Below are 14,833 nucleotides of genomic sequence, written 5' to 3'. Positions count from 1 at the left end.
TTCAACCCAAACAAAAAGCCCCAACCAAGGCCGGGGCTTTTCAAATCAATTATCAACTCATCAAAAATCAGCGCATCAGATAATGTGCTTCTTGTTCTTTACCATGTCATAGAGCAGCTCGCGGGCGCGGTGCAGTTGGGCTTTCACGGTGCCGAGGGGGGCTTTTAGCTCCTGCGCAATTTCCTCGTAGCTCAGCTCATCGAAGTAGCGCAGCGTAACAAGGCGCTGGTACTTATCGGGCAGGCGTGATACCACGTGCTGCATGATTTCGATTTTCTGATTTTTGATGGCGTTTTCGGCCGGATTGAGGTTGCCGTCGCGAAAATCGATGGTGATTTCGTCGCCATTGTCAATCTTGATAGCCGAGTCAATCGACATCGTTTTGATTTTATTCTTGCGAATAAAGTCGATGCAGTTGTTGGTGGCGATGCGGAACAGCCACGTGCTAAACGCGTACTCGGGGTTGAACTTGTGCAGGTTGCGGAAAGCCTTGGCAAACGCCTCGATGGTGAGGTCTTCGGCGTCGTCGGCGTTGCGCACCATCTTCAAGACCACGTGGTACACGGGTTTCTTGTAGATCTGCATCAACTCAGCGTAGGCCTTCTCATCACCTTGCTCTACGGCGGCACGAATCAGCTTGAAATCGTGCTTGGCTTTGGCGGAGAACTGTTTTTGTATTTCCTGATTGTTTACTTCCATCGGAGCGTGCGGTGAAGGAACAGCGAGATTCCCAGGGCTAGATAGTAGAAAGAATAGATGGCGTCGAGCAAAGGCAACAGCGCCGGGGGTAGGCGGTCATCAAGGCGGCGACCCAATTGGTGATAGGTCAGAAACATGATACCGGTCCGTAACGACCATAAGACAGCCAAAGGTATCCAATCGGGGCGGGAAAATAACAGTCCAAATGCAGTGAAATAAAAAAGCAGATTAGTACCAATAAAGTTTCCTACTCGCCATCTATCGGCGAAGCGGTAGCGCTTACCCGCCGACAAATGCCGACGTTTTTGTCGCCACCAAGCGCCCCACTGTGCAGCTGGCTCACTGAGGGCATGGGCGCTGGGCTCGGCCACTACGGCCACCCGGGCGCCCTGGGCCACGGCATCCTGCACCAGCAGGTCGTCGTCGCCGCTCAGGCTGCGAATGTGAGATGCAAACCCTTTGGTGGAGCGGAAGGTTTGCTGCGTGTAGGCCAAGTTGCGGCCCACGCCCATGTAGGGCTTACCACGCCAGGCAAACGACAAATACTGTGCTCCGGTGACTAAGGTTTCAAAACGGATCAGCTTATTAAGCAGGCCCGGCGCAGGCGTATAGGCAGAGTAGCCCAGCACCATGTCGGCGGGTTGGGCAAAGCCGCGTTGCATCAGCCTGAGCCACTGATTGGTAGCGGGTATACAATCGGCATCGGTGAACAGCAGGCGCGGGTAGCGGGCGGTTTTGATGCCTAGGGTAAGCGCATATTTTTTGGGCGACAGGCCATCGGGGGTGCGGCGCACTTCTACCAGCCGCACGTGGGGGTAGTACTGCGCGAGTTGCTGCACATAGAGGTAGGTCTCGTCGCTGGAACGGTCATCGACGAGGACGATTTCGAAGCCGGCGGGGTAGTCCTGCTGGAGCAGCAACGGCATCAGCTGGCGCAGATTGTCTAACTCGTTGCGGGCGCAGATGAGAATGGAAACGGGCTCTTCATCGGGGCCGGGTGCGTCGGCTGCCAGCTCGGGTGGCCGGTTGGCGAAGGGTAGGAAATAGTAAGCGAAGTAGAACAGCTGCACCAGCACACACGCCAGCAGCAGCCATACCAGCGGGGAAAAAGGAAGTGGCAACACAGCAAACAGGATAAGCAGGCAAAAGTAGGCATTAGTTACCTTTGTAAATTCCTACCGTACATTTCTCGCAGAGATTCGCGGAGGTAGGGGCAGAGGTTCGCAGTGTCGTTCTCACAAACACACTGCGAACCTCTGCCCCTACCTCCGCGAATCTCTGCGAGAAAGGCTCTTGCTTATATGACTTTCGATTTAGTTGCCCAGGACCCGCAGTCCAAAGCCCGCGCTGGTGTAGTGCACACCGCGCACGGTGCTATTCAAACGCCCATTTTCATGCCCGTGGGCACAGCCGGCACCGTGAAAGCTGTGCAGCAGCGCGACCTGAAAGACGACATCAAGGCGCAGATCATCCTCGGCAACACCTACCATCTCTACCTGCGCCCCGGCTTGGATGTGCTGCGCCAAGCCGGCGGCCTGCACAAGTTCAACGGCTGGGACCGACCCATTCTCACCGACTCGGGCGGGTATCAGGTGTACTCGCTCAGCGGCACGCGCAAGATCAAGGAAGAGGGCGTGAAGTTTCGCTCCCACATCGACGGCTCGCAGCACCTGTTTTCGCCCGAGGGTGTAATGGACATTCAGCGCACCATTGGGGCCGATATTATGATGGCCTTCGACGAGTGCACGCCCTGGCCCTGTGAGTACGACTACGCCGCCCGCTCCCTTGACATGACGCATCGCTGGCTGAAGCGCTGCATCGAGCGCTTCGACAGCACCGAGGGCCACTACGGCTACCAGCAAACGCTGTTTCCTATTGTGCAGGGTAGCACGTTCAAGGATTTGCGCATCAAGTCAGCGGAGTTTGTGGCTGAGCAGCAGCGCGAAGGCAACGCTATTGGTGGCCTGAGCGTGGGCGAGCCCGCCGAGCTGATGTACGAAATGACCGAGCTGGTCTGCGACATCCTACCTCAGGACAAGCCGCGCTACCTGATGGGGGTAGGTACGCCGGCCAATATTCTGGAAAATATAGCGTTGGGCGTAGATATGTTTGACTGTGTGATGCCGACCCGTAATGCCCGCAACGGCATGCTGTTCACCACGCAGGGCATTATGAATATCACCAACAAGAAATGGGCTACCGACTTCGAGCCGATTGACCGTGAACTAGGTGGCTACGTCAGTACGTTTTACTCACGCAGCTACGTGCGCCATCTGTTTCAGAGTCAGGAAATGCTCGGCCCGCAAATTGCCTCCATCCACAACCTCAGCTTCTACCTGTGGCTGGTAGGCCAGGCGCGGGAGCAAATCCTGGCCGGCACCTTCCGCGAGTGGAAGGACAAGATGGTGAAGCAGGTGATGACACGCTTATAGCAAGCTATTAGCTGATGGCTGATAGCTGTTAGCTTATTTATTCTATACAGAAGGCTAATAGCTAACAGCTATTAGCTATCAGCTAAATTCATGCGGCTCCTCGATAAATACATCATCCAGAAATTCCTCACGGCGTTCGTGTTCACGGTGCTATTGCTGGTGAGCGTGATTTGCGTGGTGGATTTCACGGAGAAAAACGACAAGTTTATTCAGCATAATCTGCCTGCGAAGAAGATTATGCTGGATTACTACGTCAACCTGTTTCCCTATTTCGCCAATCTGCTGTCGCCCATCACGGTGTTTATTGCGGTGGTGTTTGTGACGGCGCGGCTGGCCGAGCGCACCGAAATTGTGGCCATGCTGGCCAGCGGTATGAGCTTCAACCGGCTATTGCTACCCTACCTGGTGGGTGGGGCCATTATTGGCGGGGCCACGTTTGGGCTGATTGGTTGGGTGATTCCGGTGGCCAATAAAACCCGCGTCAATTTCGAGCGGCTGTACGTGAAGCGGCCGTATCACTTCAGCGGCCGCAATGTGCACATGAAGGTAGGCGAGCGGAGCTACGCTTATATGGAGAGCTACGACAACACCAGCAACATTGGCTACCACTTTGCCCTAGAAACCATTGATGGCACCAAGCTACGCCGCCGCCTCACGGCTGATGCTATCAGCTGGGACTCTACCAAGCACGTGTGGCACCTCTCGCCGCAGCTGGTGCGCACCATCGATGGGCAGCAGGAAAACTTGCTCACCATCCCCGCCCGCGACACCACGCTCAACCTCTACCCCAAGGACTTCGCCAGCAAATACCGCCTGGCCGAAACCATGACGCTGCCCGAGCTGAACGAGTTTATTCAGCAGAAGATAGACCGCGGCGCCGACGACACGCAGCAGTACCTCAGCGAGAAATACGAGCGCTATTCTTACCCCTTTGCCATCGTCATCCTCACGGCTATCGGCGTGATTCTGAGCTCGCGCAAGTCGCGGGCCGGGGTAGGTGGGCAAATTGCGTTGGGCTTCGTGCTAGCTTTCTTGTTTATCATTTTCGTGATTCTGGGCCGCAACCTGGCCAGCGTGGGCGACATGCACCCCATGCTAGCCGCTTGGATGCCTAGTATCGTTTTCTCCTGCATCGGCGCCGGCCTCTACCGGTTTGTACCGCGCTAACGAGCGACTGAGTGGATGAGTGAATAAGTAATTGTTCTCACTGCCACATTTCACACACTTAAAACAATCACTCAGTCACTCACCCACTTTTATGTTAAAAGATTACCTGCGGCTGCATTTTATTGTGTTGCTCTGGGGCTTCACGGCCATTTTGGGCAAGCTGATTTCGTTGCCGCCGGTGGAGTTGGTATTCTGGCGCACGTTGCTGGCCAGCATAGGGCTGCTGGGGTTGCTGCTGATGCGCCGACAGTCGTGGCGGATAGGCGCGGCCGACACGGCGCGGCTGATGGGGGTAGGCGCGCTGGTAGCGGCGCACTGGATTACGTTTTTCCTGGCGGCGCGGCTGTCGTCGGTGAGTGTGTGCCTAGCGGGCCTGGCCACGCTGGCGCTATGGACCTCGCTGCTGGAGCCCCTGATTCTGTGGCGGCCGGTGCGTTTCTACGAGGTAGGGCTGGGCTTGCTGACGATGGTAGGGCTCTATATTGTGTCGCAGGCTGAGCTGAACCAGTTATTGGGGCTGAGCGTGGCCATTGTGTCGGCGGGGCTGTCGGCGCTGTTCAGCGTCCTTAATTCCAAATTTGTGAAGCGGCATACGCCTACCCAGCTCACCTTTTATGAGATGAGCGGGGCCTGCCTGAGCATCTTATTATTCCTACCCTTCTACAGCCGCTATTTCACCAACGGCGCGGGCTTACACTTGTCTCTGCACGGCAACGATTGGTGGCTATTGCTAGTGCTGGCGGGCGTATGCACGGTATATGCTTTCTCAGCCTCTGTGGAACTGATGAAGCGCATTTCGGCCTTCGTAGTCAACCTCACCATCAATCTGGAGCCCGTGTATGGCATTTTGCTGGCCGTGTATTTTTTCCATGAGAAGATGTCGGCCGGTTTCTACGTGGGCACGGCCATCATCCTGTTCAGCGTCCTAATTCATCCGGTGCTGGACCAGTGGAACAAGCGCCGTCAGCGCCAGCCCGCCGCGGCTGAGGTGCTGGTGTAGAGGCGCCTTGCAGGCGCCCATCGTTGCTCCTGGTAGTTTCCTACCGATTGAGATTACCGCTGCACGCGAGATTTCTCACTCCCTTTGAAATGACAGGTTATCGGCGAGAAATAAGAACCAACGTCAGCAACGACGGGCGCCTGCAAAGCGCCCCTACAGCCGGCCGTGCCACGTGGTGTACTCCGTGGGCCACGTCAATAGAGGTGCTTCTTCCCTACCCGCAAACAACCCATACACCGCCGAGCCTGAGCCCGACAAGCTGGCGTAGGTAGCGCCCGCATCATACAGTTGCTGCTTGATGCTGCCCAGCACTGGGTACACCGGCGTGAGGGCATCCTCAAAATCATTGCTGATGGTATGGCGCCACGTCTCCATAGGTTGCGAAAGCGCCTCGCGCAAGTCGTGACGGGGCGTAGCGGGCACCACGCGGGCGTAAGCTTCGGCAGTGCTGATGTGCAGGTTAGGGTAGACCACTACGCAGGGCGTACCGGTCAGATTGAGGTCGATGGGCTGAAACACGTCGCCTTTCTCGTGAGCAAAAACGGGTTTGTTTTCGATGAAAAAGGCGCAGTCAGAGCCCAAGCGGCGGGCGTAGCCAACAAGCGTTTCGGTGGAAAGCTGTAGGCTGAACAGGTCATTCAGGGCCCGCAACGCAAACGCCGCGTCGGCCGAGCCGCCGCCTAGCCCGGCCCCAATGGGTACCACTTTGTGCAGGTCCAATTGCGTGGGCGGCAAGTCGAAATCGACTTTCAGCAGCTCATAGGCCCGCAGGCAGAGGTTGGTGGTCGGGTCGCCGGGAATAGGCAAGCCAGTGAGCGTGAGCGTGGTTTCTGGGGCGGGCAGAGCTTCTAGGGCATCGGTCCAGGGTAAGGGTAGAAACACCGATTCAAGGTTGCGGAAGCCGTCGGGTCGCTGGCCGGTAACGTAGAGGCCAAGGTTGAGCTTGGCGTTGGGAAAAACAAGCATGTGGAGGCGCCTTGCAGGCGCCTGGTGCCAGGGCGCCCGTTGGTAGATAAACGGCTACACCATCGGCGCAGCCCGCGGCGAAGCTACGGCTTCTCCGTCACAGAAACCGTATTTTTGCGGCACGCATGGCCCATCTTCCTACCCCTACTTCCTGGTACGCCCGTCGCGGCAAGCGCCTGCTGGATATGGCGCTAGCCGCACCGCTGGTGGTGCTTACGGCCCCGCTGCTGCTCGGCACCGCTGCACTGCTGGCTGTACAAAATCAGGGGCGCGTGTTATTCCGGCAGCAGCGCCCCGGCTTCGATGGGCAGCTGTTCACGCTGTACAAGCTACAAACCATGACTGAGGCCCGCGACGCCTACGGCCACCTCCTACCCGATGCCGAGCGCCTACCCCGCCTTGGCCGCTGGGTGCGCGCCACCTCCCTCGACGAATTACCGCAACTCTGGAACGTGCTGCGCGGCGACCTGAGCCTGGTAGGCCCGCGCCCCTTGCTGATGCAATACCTGCCACTGTACTCGCCCGAGCAGGCGCGGCGTCACCACGTACGGCCGGGCATCACGGGCTGGGCACAGGTAAATGGCCGCAACGCCATCAGTTGGGAAGAAAAATTCCGGTATGATGTGTGGTACGTGGACCACCTAAGCTTAGGGCTGGATCTGCAAATTCTGCTACGCACGGTTAAGCGGGTACTCGGTGCGCAGGACATCACCGCCGCTGGCCAAGCCACTACCACTGCTTTCACTGGCTCGCCCCCACCAACTACTTTATGAGCGAAATTCTTACGCCGTCCCCGCTATTTCCCCTGGTCATTTTCGGTGCGGGCGGCCTGGGCCGCGAGGTGCTGGTACTGGTGCGCCAGCTCAACGAGGTGCGGCCTACCTGGGACCTGCGCGGCTTCTACGACGACCAGCCGCCCGCCACCCCTACCCTGCACGACCTACCCTACCTCGGCACCGCTGCCGACCTCAACGCTACCCCTGAGCCCCTAGCCGTGGCCGTGGCCGTGGGCAGCAGCCGCAACCGAGCCGCTATTGTGGCCCAGCTCACCTCGCCTCTTCTGTCGTTTCCTACCCTCATTCACCCTAGCGTAGCCTGCCAGTCCTACCAGCGTCTGCGCTTTGGGGCGGGCTGCATCATCACCCAAGGCTGCATTCTAACAACGGATATTCAGTTAGGAAACTACGTGCTGCTCAACCTGGGCTGCACGGTAGGCCACGATGCCGTGCTGGAAGATTTTTGCTCCTTGATGCCCCACGCCAACGTGGGTGGCGAAGCGCACCTGGGCGCGGGGGTGTATCTGGGCACCAATGCCACGGTGCTCAACCAAGTGACGGTAGGCGCGCACACGACCCTGGGCGCGGGCGCCGTGGCCGTCCGCGACCTGTCGGCCCACTGCACGGCCGTGGGCGTGCCGGCCGCTGTTATAAAACAACATAAGGCCGTATAAATTGCGACATCACGGCATTTTAGCCGTTCCTGCGTACCTTCCCCGCCTTGCTATCACCTTCCGCTTTTCATGCGCAGCCAGGATTACGACCGAATTTACCTTTCGCCCCCACACCTGGGCCGCCACGAGCTGAATTATCTGCATAAGGCTATTGAAGACAACTGGGTAGCCCCAGTTGGCCCCAACCTTACGGGCTTTGAGCAGGACATTTGTCAATACACTGGTGCGGCGCACGCGGTGGCGCTTACCTCGGGCACGGCTGCTATCCACCTGGGTTTGCAACTGTTAGGGGTAGGTCCGGGCGACGAAGTGTTGTGCCCGTCGTTCACCTTCGTGGCCACGGCCAACCCCATTCTATACCTAGGTGCCACGCCGGTATTTGTGGATAGTGAGCCTGCCACCTGGAACCTCGACCCCACCCTGCTGCGCACGGCCATTGAAGATCGGTTGCGCCTGGGCCGCAAGCCCAAAGCCCTCATCGTGGTGCACCTCTATGGCATGCCCGCTCAGCTTACGGAGGTGCTAGCTATAGCCGCCGAATATGCTATTCCAGTGCTGGAAGACGCCGCCGAAGCCCTTGGCTCACGCTACCAGGGTAGGCTGTTGGGCACGTTCGGCGACGTGGGGCTTTTCTCCTTTAATGGTAATAAGATCTTGACTACCAGCGGGGGCGGCGTGCTGGTAACCAACAACGCCGACCATGCCCGTCGGGCGCTGCACCTGGCTACACAAGCCAAAGATCCTGCGGCCCATTATCAGCATTCGGAAGTTGGCTATAACTACCGCCTCAGCAACCTGCTGGCGGGCATCGGGCGTGGGCAGATGGAGTTGATTGAGGACCGCGTGAAGAAGCGCCGCGAAACCTTTGCCTGGTATCAGGATAAACTGCGTGAGCTGCCAGGCCTGAGCTTCGCACCCACCGAGCCCTCAGGCGGCCGCAGCAACCGCTGGCTCACCACCTTGCTCCTCGACCCGGCTACTGCGCCCGTCACACCTGAGCAACTGCGCCACCACCTCGAAACGCGCAATATTGAGAGCCGACCGCTCTGGAAGCCGCTGCACCTGCAACCACTTTTTGCCGGAGCACCCATGTACGGCGGCACCGTCTGCGCCGATTTGTTTGCTCGTGGCTTGTGCCTACCCTCCGGTTCTTCTTTAACCGATGAGGATCTGGTCCGCGTGGTAGAGGCCGTGCGCGAAGTTCTGCCCGCAGCTTCTTAACGCCTCATCCGTAGTTGGAAGAAAACCTGGCTGGCTTCGCCGGGTGAATTGCCTATTTTGCGCTTTCTGTCGCTTTATCCTCTGATTTTCATGGCTGACGAAGCCCCCATTCCCCAGGCCTCCCCCGTACCGGCGCCGCCCGTTGCCCCGCCCGTCGCCCCTACCCTCACGCCGCAAGCCAGACTACGCAACTTCGCTTTGGTGGTGTTGGGAATTCTATCGGCAGCTATGGGCCTCAAAGGCTTCCTGCTATCCAGCCACCTCATCGATGGGGGTGTAACGGGCATTTCCATGCTCTTGTCCAACGTGACGGGCATACCGCTGGCGGGCTTGCTGCCGCTCATCAACCTACCCTTCCTTATTTTGGGCTACCGACAGGTAGGGCTGCAATTCGCCATCAAAAGCGCAGCGGCTATTGCGGGTTTGGCAATATGCCTGGCTGTGGTCCACTTCCCCGACGTCACCCACGATGTACTCCTAACCTCCGTGTTTGGTGGCGTGTTCATCGGCGCGGGTATCGGCCTAGCCATGCGCGGCGGCGCCGTCCTCGACGGTACCGAAATAGCCGCCCTACTCATCAGCAAATACACGCCGCTGCTCAAAGTCAGCGACGTTATTCTGCTTCTCAACATTTTCATCTTCAGCGTCGCAGCCTTTGTGCTCAGCGTTGATGTAGCGCTGTATTCTATTCTGACCTACGTAGCGGCTTCCAACTCCCTCGACTTTTTGCTTAATGGTATCGAGCAGTACACAGGCGTCACCATTATTTCCGCTGAGTTCAGCGAGCAGATTCGGCAGGCCATTACGGAGAAGCTTGGCCGGGGTGTCACCATGTACCAGGGTAAGCGTGGCTTCGGCAAGCGCGGCGCTCAGAACATCGATATGGACATCGTTTTCACCGTTGTGACGCGCTTGGAAATCCCGCAGCTCCGCGCAGAAGTTCGCAGCATCGACCCCAAAGCCTTCGTCATTCAGTATCGGATTGATGACACAGAAGGCGGTATGGTGAAGAAAAGACCACTACATTAAATACCGTAAGAATAAATTGAAAGCCCCCGCAATGGCATATTGCGGGGGCTTTCAGTTTATAAAAAAGCTGTATTATCTATCCTGATTGTGTAGAATACCGCCCTGATAAGGTACATAAAGTTCATTAGGCAGTATATAACGCACAAAAGCCTAAGTACTCAGTATAAAACCCTACCCGCCAGATAGTGCTTGCTGTAGATCAGCCAGCAGTTCATCTACCGGCTCGATACCCACGGATAGCCGTACCAGCCCGGTTGTGATGCCTAGCTCTGTGCGTTGCTCCGGCGTCAGGGCGCGGTGCGAGGTGCCAGCGGGGTAGGAAAGCGACGAATCTACCCCAGCCAACGACGGCGCAAACGGAAACCGCTGGCTCCGCTGCATTACCCGGTTCACTACTTCGTCTTCATCGGCCAACAGGAAAGACAGCATGCCGCCGAACAACCCGTGGCCCTGCGCTGCGGCCAACTGGTGCTGCGGGTGGGTAGGCAACCCCGGATAATACACGGCCCGCACGCTGAGCTGCTGCGCCAGCATATCGGCAATCTGCGTAGCATTACGCGAGTGCGCTTCCACACGCAAACGCAACGTTTTGAGGCCCCGCACGGCCAACCAGCTTTCCATCGGGCTCAGCGTGAGGCCAAACGTGACGCCAATTTGCTTGAGGCGCGCAGCATCTTCCCCAGTGCGGGCTACCACGGCGCCAGCCGTCACGTCGGAGTGGCCGGCCAGGTATTTCGTGACACTGTGCACGGCCAGGTCGGCGCCCAGGGCCAGCACTTGCGTGAGCACGGGGGTAGCAAACGTGTTATCAACTACCAGCTTCAGGCCGTGCGCGTGGCATGCAGCAGCAGCGGCTTGCACGTCTACCACTCGCAACAAGGGGTTGCTGATGGTTTCGCAGAGCAACAGCTTAGTGCGCGGTTGCAGGTAGGGCTGCAAGTCGCCCGTCAGATCGGCAAATGGCACATACGTGACACTGATGCTCAGGCGGCTCAGCTCCTGGTTTAGCAGCGACGACGAGCCCCCGTAGATATCCTGGGCGCACAGCACATGGTCGCCGGCCTGACAGTAGCACAGCATGGCCGCAAAGATGGCCGCCATGCCCGAGCCCGTAGCTACGGCGCCCGCGCCGGTTTCCAGCTTGTTTACGGCATCGGCTAACTCGTCGGAATTGGGATTGCCGTTGCGCGAATACATATAACGGCTCCCCGGCTCCCCGAAATACAGTTCTAGTTCGTTCAAATCGTCGAACTTAAAAACGGAAGTCTGGTAGATTGGGGTGATTTTGGGATGAATTTCCATCGAATACAGCAAAGCGTGGTTGGCGGCACAAGCTACGGCTTACGGCACAAAAAAAGGTCTTCCTCTACAGAGAAAGACCTTTTTTAGGAAAATCAGGAGCGTGAAAGCTATGCCTTAATCGACTCAGCCAACACAATTACGTTGTTGCGCAGCACTTCCACCACACCGCCATCGATGTTGAACGACTCGCGGCCGCTGGCGCCGTTGATCGTCACCGCACCGGTTTTCAGCGCCGAAATCAGTGGTGCGTGGTTGTTGAGCACTTCAAACAGCCCGTCGATGCCCGGAAACTGCGCCGAGGTTACTTCGCCTTCAAACACCTTCCGGTCGGGCGTGATGATTTCTAAATGCATATTCTTTGAGCTATTAGCTGTTAGCTGATGACTGTTAGCTGATGACGAGACTATACCCAGAAGGCTAGCCGCTAACAACCATCAGCTAGCAGCTCAAAAGAAATTACTTGGCTTCGGCAATCAGTCGCTCGCCTTTGGCTACAGCATCTTCGATGTTGCCTACCAGGTTGAAAGCAGCCTCGGGCAGGTGGTCGTACTTGCCATCTATGATTTCGTTGAAGCCTTTGATGGTGTCCTTGATGTCAACTAGCACGCCTTTCAAACCCGTGAACTGCTCAGCCACGAAGAAGGGCTGCGACAGGAAGCGCTGCACACGACGGGCACGCGTTACCACCTGCTTGTCTTCTTCCGACAGCTCGTCCATACCCAGGATAGCAATGATGTCTTGCAGTTCCTTGTAGCGCTGGAGCAACTCTTTCACGCGCTGGGCGGTGTTGTAGTGCTCGTCGCCGAGGATAGTAGCGTCCAGAATGCGCGAGGTAGAGTCCAGTGGGTCCACAGCAGGGTAGATGCCCAGCTCGGCAATCTTACGCGACAATACCGTGGTAGCGTCCAAGTGAGCAAAGGTGTTGGCCGGAGCCGGGTCCGTCAAGTCATCGGCAGGTACATATACGGCCTGTACCGACGTGATGGAACCACGTTTGGTAGAGGTGATACGCTCCTGCATGGCACCCATCTCGGTAGCGAGGGTAGGCTGATAACCTACGGCCGAAGGCATACGACCCAGCAGAGCCGATACTTCTGAACCCGCCTGCGTGAAGCGGAAGATGTTGTCGATGAAAAACAGGATGTCACGACCAGCACCAGTGCCGTCGCCGTCGCGGAAGCTCTCGGCAATGGTCAGACCCGACAGGGCCACGCGGGCGCGGGCTCCGGGAGGCTCGTTCATCTGGCCGAACACGAGGGTAGCCTGCGACTTTTCCATCTCGGCCATGTCTACTTTGGAGAGGTCCCAGCCGCCTTCTTCCATCGAGTGCTTGAACTCCTCGCCGTAGCGAATGATGTTGGCCTCGATGAATTCACGCAACAAGTCGTTGCCTTCGCGGGTACGCTCACCCACACCGGCAAACACCGACAGACCCGAGTAGGCCTTGGCCACGTTGTTGATCAGCTCCTGAATCAGTACGGTTTTGCCTACCCCGGCACCGCCGAACAAACCAATCTTGCCACCCTTTACATAAGGAGCAAGCAGGTCAATTACTTTGATACCAGTGAAGAATACCTCCGACGACGTAGCCAGGTCCTCAAATGCTGGCGCGTGGCGGTGAATGGAGAGGCCGCCGGTGCTCTGGGGCTGCGGAATGCCGTCGATGGCCTGGCCGATTACGTTAAACAAGCGGCCTTTCACGCCGTCACCGGTGGGCATGGAGATAGGAGCGCCCAGATCACGCACTTCTGCGCCGCGGGTCAGGCCCTCCGTCGAGTCCATCGCAATGGTACGTACCCGGTCTTCCCCCAAGTGCTGCTGGCACTCCAGTACCACAACTTGGCCATTATCCTTCGTTACTTCGAGGGCATCCAAGATATTAGGCAGCTTAGCGCCTTCACCCGCGAAGCTCACGTCCACAACGGGACCAATGACTTGGGTGATTTTACCGATATTCGCCATGCGGTTCTTATTATATGTAGGGGGGTGCAACGTTTTCAGGCCGCAAAACTACGGCAAAATCGTTGCTTTGCCAAGTCTACTTGTATAGAGAGCCTGAGAAATTTTCAGCTTTTTACTGGAAACGTCACACTCTGAAAATCAAGGTTTCAGCACCCATTACCGACAAAAAAAGGGCATTTAAAACGAGTTGGTCGAAAAAAATATTTGCCCGAAAGTTTGCCTTGAATTCTAACAGTAGTACATTTGCACACCCAAACGGCACACCCCGTTGGGAATTACAAATTGTCCGATGGTGTAACTGGCAACACGCTTGATTTTGATTCAAGAAAGTCCAGGTTCGAGCCCTGGTCGGACAACTGCTCAACTACCGCGAAAGGCGCTGCATCTTCCTCTTCAGGAAGGCAGCGCCTTTCGCTTTTTCTGGTTTTTCCGGGGCGTTGGCTTTATTCGGGCCAGCGCTTGGCGCTTTCTGCTCGCTGGCCGTTCTTTGTCGTCTTCTCCAATACACCTACCTCTTTCTCATGGCACAACAGGTTAAAATCTTTACGGGCAACGCATCGCACGAACTCGGTGAGCAGATAGCGGCCGCCTACGGTATTCCGCTGGGCGACCTTAGCATCCAGCGCTTCGCCGATGCGGAACTGGGGCCGAGCTTCAACGAAAGCGTGCGCGGCTGCGCGGTTTTCCTGATTCAGAGCACCAACCCACCCGCCGAGAACCTAATGGAGCTGGCCCTGATGGTAGACGCCGCCAAGCGCGCTTCGGCTTACAAGGTGAACGTGGTGATGCCCTACATGGGCTACGCCCGCCAGGACCGCAAAGACAAGCCGCGCGTAAGCATTGGGGCCAAAGTGGTAGCTAACATCATACAAAGCGTAGGCGCCGACCGCCTAATGACCTGCGACCTGCACGCGGGCCAGATTCAGGGTTTCTTCGATATTCCGGTAGACCACCTTGACGGTGCTGCCGTGACGGTTCCCTACATCAAGTCAATGAACCTGGACAACCTGCTCTTCGCTTCCCCCGACGTGGGTGGGGTAGTACGCACGCGGGCCTACGCCAAGCGCTTTGGTGCCGAGATTGTGGTGTGCGACAAGATGCGTCTGCGGGCTAATGAAATTGCCTCCATGCAGGTAATCGGCGACGTGGCCGGCCACAACGTGGTTTTGGTAGACGACATCGTGGATACGGCCGGTACTATTTGCAAAGCCGCCGAGTTGCTGATGGAGCGCGGCGCCAAATCGGTACGCGCCGTGATTACCCACCCCCTACTCAGCGGCCCCGCCCACGACCGTATCCGCAACTCGGCCCTGGAAGAGTTGATTATTACGGACACCATTCCGCTGCGCGAAGAGAACAGCAAAATCAAGGTCGTGTCGGTGGCGGGGCTGTTTGCCCAGGCCATCCACAACGTCGTTAGTCACGAGTCGATTAGCTCGCTGTTTATTTAGAATTTTCTGTCATCCTGAACGCAGTGAAGGACCTTATGCCGCCAGAACGACTCGTTGTTACGAACATCGTTCTGGCGGCATAAGGTCCTTCACTGCGTTCAGGGTGACAGATGTTTATTACATCTTCTCCTTACCTGTCGGCAACACTTCCACA

14 protein-coding genes and 1 tRNA gene are annotated in these 14,833 nt (G+C 57.3%); 9 read left to right on the top strand and 6 right to left on the bottom strand.

From position 1 onward, the window contains the following. Positions 1–75: 75 nt before the first annotated feature. Together KYK14_RS12275 and KYK14_RS12270 are read right to left on the bottom strand one after the other, a co-directional pair. Positions 76–699 (bottom strand): RNA polymerase sigma factor, encoded by a 624-nt coding sequence (locus KYK14_RS12275; RefSeq protein ID WP_185282661.1) that lies wholly within the window; start codon positions 697–699, stop codon positions 76–78. Beyond that, positions 690–1,823: a glycosyltransferase gene (locus KYK14_RS12270; protein ID WP_219159156.1), complete on the bottom strand. Its 1,134-nt coding sequence runs from the start codon at positions 1,821–1,823 to the stop codon at positions 690–692. The genes KYK14_RS12275 and KYK14_RS12270 overlap by 10 nt, the downstream gene beginning before the upstream one ends. Positions 1,824–2,000: 177 nt before the next feature. Between KYK14_RS12270 and tgt the strand changes: the two genes are divergently transcribed. The 3 genes from tgt to KYK14_RS12255 all read left to right on the top strand — a co-directional run bounded on the left by tgt (position 2,001) and on the right by KYK14_RS12255 (position 5,298). Further along, positions 2,001–3,131 (top strand): tRNA guanosine(34) transglycosylase Tgt, encoded by a 1,131-nt coding sequence (tgt, locus tag KYK14_RS12265; protein WP_219159155.1) that lies wholly within the window; start codon positions 2,001–2,003, stop codon positions 3,129–3,131. A gap of 90 nt (positions 3,132–3,221) precedes the next feature. Continuing rightward, positions 3,222–4,298 (top strand): LptF/LptG family permease, encoded by a 1,077-nt coding sequence (locus KYK14_RS12260; protein ID WP_219159154.1) that lies wholly within the window; start codon positions 3,222–3,224, stop codon positions 4,296–4,298. Between the two features lie 91 nt (positions 4,299–4,389). Further along, positions 4,390–5,298, top strand: a complete 909-nt coding sequence (locus KYK14_RS12255) for a DMT family transporter (protein WP_219159153.1) — start codon at positions 4,390–4,392, stop codon at positions 5,296–5,298. Between the two features lie 153 nt (positions 5,299–5,451). Here the strand turns inward: KYK14_RS12255 and ispE are convergent, their stop codons facing one another. Then, on the bottom strand, positions 5,452–6,264 hold the full coding sequence (gene ispE / locus KYK14_RS12250; protein WP_219159152.1) for a 4-(cytidine 5'-diphospho)-2-C-methyl-D-erythritol kinase: 813 nt from the start codon (positions 6,262–6,264) through the stop codon (positions 5,452–5,454). Positions 6,265–6,389: 125 nt separating this feature from the next. Between ispE and KYK14_RS12245 the strand changes: the two genes are divergently transcribed. From KYK14_RS12245 to KYK14_RS12230, 4 genes are all read left to right on the top strand, one after another. After that, positions 6,390–7,037, top strand: coding sequence for a sugar transferase (locus KYK14_RS12245; protein ID WP_219159151.1), 648 nt, complete (start codon positions 6,390–6,392; stop codon positions 7,035–7,037). Beyond that, positions 7,034–7,714, top strand: a complete 681-nt coding sequence (locus tag KYK14_RS12240) for an acetyltransferase (protein WP_219159150.1) — start codon at positions 7,034–7,036, stop codon at positions 7,712–7,714. The genes KYK14_RS12245 and KYK14_RS12240 overlap by 4 nt, the downstream gene beginning before the upstream one ends. A gap of 69 nt (positions 7,715–7,783) precedes the next feature. Continuing rightward, the gene (locus KYK14_RS12235) at positions 7,784–8,935 is read left to right on the top strand and encodes an aminotransferase class I/II-fold pyridoxal phosphate-dependent enzyme (RefSeq protein ID WP_219159149.1); all 1,152 of its coding nucleotides are present in this window, start codon (positions 7,784–7,786) and stop codon (positions 8,933–8,935) included. Between the two features lie 90 nt (positions 8,936–9,025). Beyond that, positions 9,026–9,964 (top strand): YitT family protein, encoded by a 939-nt coding sequence (locus tag KYK14_RS12230; protein WP_219159148.1) that lies wholly within the window; start codon positions 9,026–9,028, stop codon positions 9,962–9,964. A gap of 171 nt (positions 9,965–10,135) precedes the next feature. Here KYK14_RS12230 and KYK14_RS12225 read toward each other — a convergent pair whose 3' ends face one another. The 3 genes from KYK14_RS12225 to atpD all read right to left on the bottom strand — a co-directional run bounded on the left by KYK14_RS12225 (position 10,136) and on the right by atpD (position 13,228). Further along, positions 10,136–11,266, bottom strand: a complete 1,131-nt coding sequence (locus KYK14_RS12225) for a trans-sulfuration enzyme family protein (RefSeq protein ID WP_219159146.1) — start codon at positions 11,264–11,266, stop codon at positions 10,136–10,138. A gap of 107 nt (positions 11,267–11,373) precedes the next feature. Next, positions 11,374–11,619: an ATP synthase F1 subunit epsilon gene (gene atpC / locus KYK14_RS12220; RefSeq protein ID WP_219159144.1), complete on the bottom strand. Its 246-nt coding sequence runs from the start codon at positions 11,617–11,619 to the stop codon at positions 11,374–11,376. Positions 11,620–11,722: 103 nt separating this feature from the next. Further along, positions 11,723–13,228, bottom strand: a complete 1,506-nt coding sequence (atpD, locus tag KYK14_RS12215; protein ID WP_185282649.1) for a F0F1 ATP synthase subunit beta — start codon at positions 13,226–13,228, stop codon at positions 11,723–11,725. A gap of 283 nt (positions 13,229–13,511) precedes the next feature. Between atpD and KYK14_RS12210 the strand changes: the two genes are divergently transcribed. Both KYK14_RS12210 and KYK14_RS12205 read left to right on the top strand, forming a co-directional pair. Next, positions 13,512–13,584, top strand: a tRNA-Gln gene (locus KYK14_RS12210). Positions 13,585–13,749: 165 nt separating this feature from the next. Then, entirely contained in the window at positions 13,750–14,679 is a 930-nt protein-coding gene (locus tag KYK14_RS12205) for a ribose-phosphate pyrophosphokinase (protein WP_185282648.1), read from the top strand. The last annotated feature ends 154 nt before the right edge of the window (positions 14,680–14,833 follow it).

It is taken from the genome of Hymenobacter profundi (assembly GCF_019334315.1).
GTDB lineage: Bacteria > Bacteroidota > Bacteroidia > Cytophagales > Hymenobacteraceae > Hymenobacter > Hymenobacter profundi.
The sequence above is the reverse complement of the archived record's forward strand: the minus strand, read 5'-3'. Positions and strand labels throughout refer to the sequence as shown.

Coding starts and splice junctions, on each gene's coding strand:
- KYK14_RS12230 (WP_219159148.1), top strand. CDS start 9,026: ATGGCTGACGAAGCCCCCATTCCCCAGGCCTCCCCCGTACCGGCGCCG.
- KYK14_RS12260 (WP_219159154.1), top strand. CDS start 3,222: ATGCGGCTCCTCGATAAATACATCATCCAGAAATTCCTCACGGCGTTC.
- tgt (WP_219159155.1), top strand. CDS start 2,001: ATGACTTTCGATTTAGTTGCCCAGGACCCGCAGTCCAAAGCCCGCGCT.
- ispE (WP_219159152.1), bottom strand. CDS start 6,264: ATGCTTGTTTTTCCCAACGCCAAGCTCAACCTTGGCCTCTACGTTACC.
- KYK14_RS12255 (WP_219159153.1), top strand. CDS start 4,390: ATGTTAAAAGATTACCTGCGGCTGCATTTTATTGTGTTGCTCTGGGGC.
- KYK14_RS12240 (WP_219159150.1), top strand. CDS start 7,034: ATGAGCGAAATTCTTACGCCGTCCCCGCTATTTCCCCTGGTCATTTTC.
- KYK14_RS12225 (WP_219159146.1), bottom strand. CDS start 11,266: ATGGAAATTCATCCCAAAATCACCCCAATCTACCAGACTTCCGTTTTT.
- atpD (WP_185282649.1), bottom strand. CDS start 13,228: ATGGCGAATATCGGTAAAATCACCCAAGTCATTGGTCCCGTTGTGGAC.
- KYK14_RS12235 (WP_219159149.1), top strand. CDS start 7,784: ATGCGCAGCCAGGATTACGACCGAATTTACCTTTCGCCCCCACACCTG.
- KYK14_RS12275 (WP_185282661.1), bottom strand. CDS start 699: ATGGAAGTAAACAATCAGGAAATACAAAAACAGTTCTCCGCCAAAGCC.
- atpC (WP_219159144.1), bottom strand. CDS start 11,619: ATGCATTTAGAAATCATCACGCCCGACCGGAAGGTGTTTGAAGGCGAA.
- KYK14_RS12205 (WP_185282648.1), top strand. CDS start 13,750: ATGGCACAACAGGTTAAAATCTTTACGGGCAACGCATCGCACGAACTC.
- KYK14_RS12245 (WP_219159151.1), top strand. CDS start 6,390: ATGGCCCATCTTCCTACCCCTACTTCCTGGTACGCCCGTCGCGGCAAG.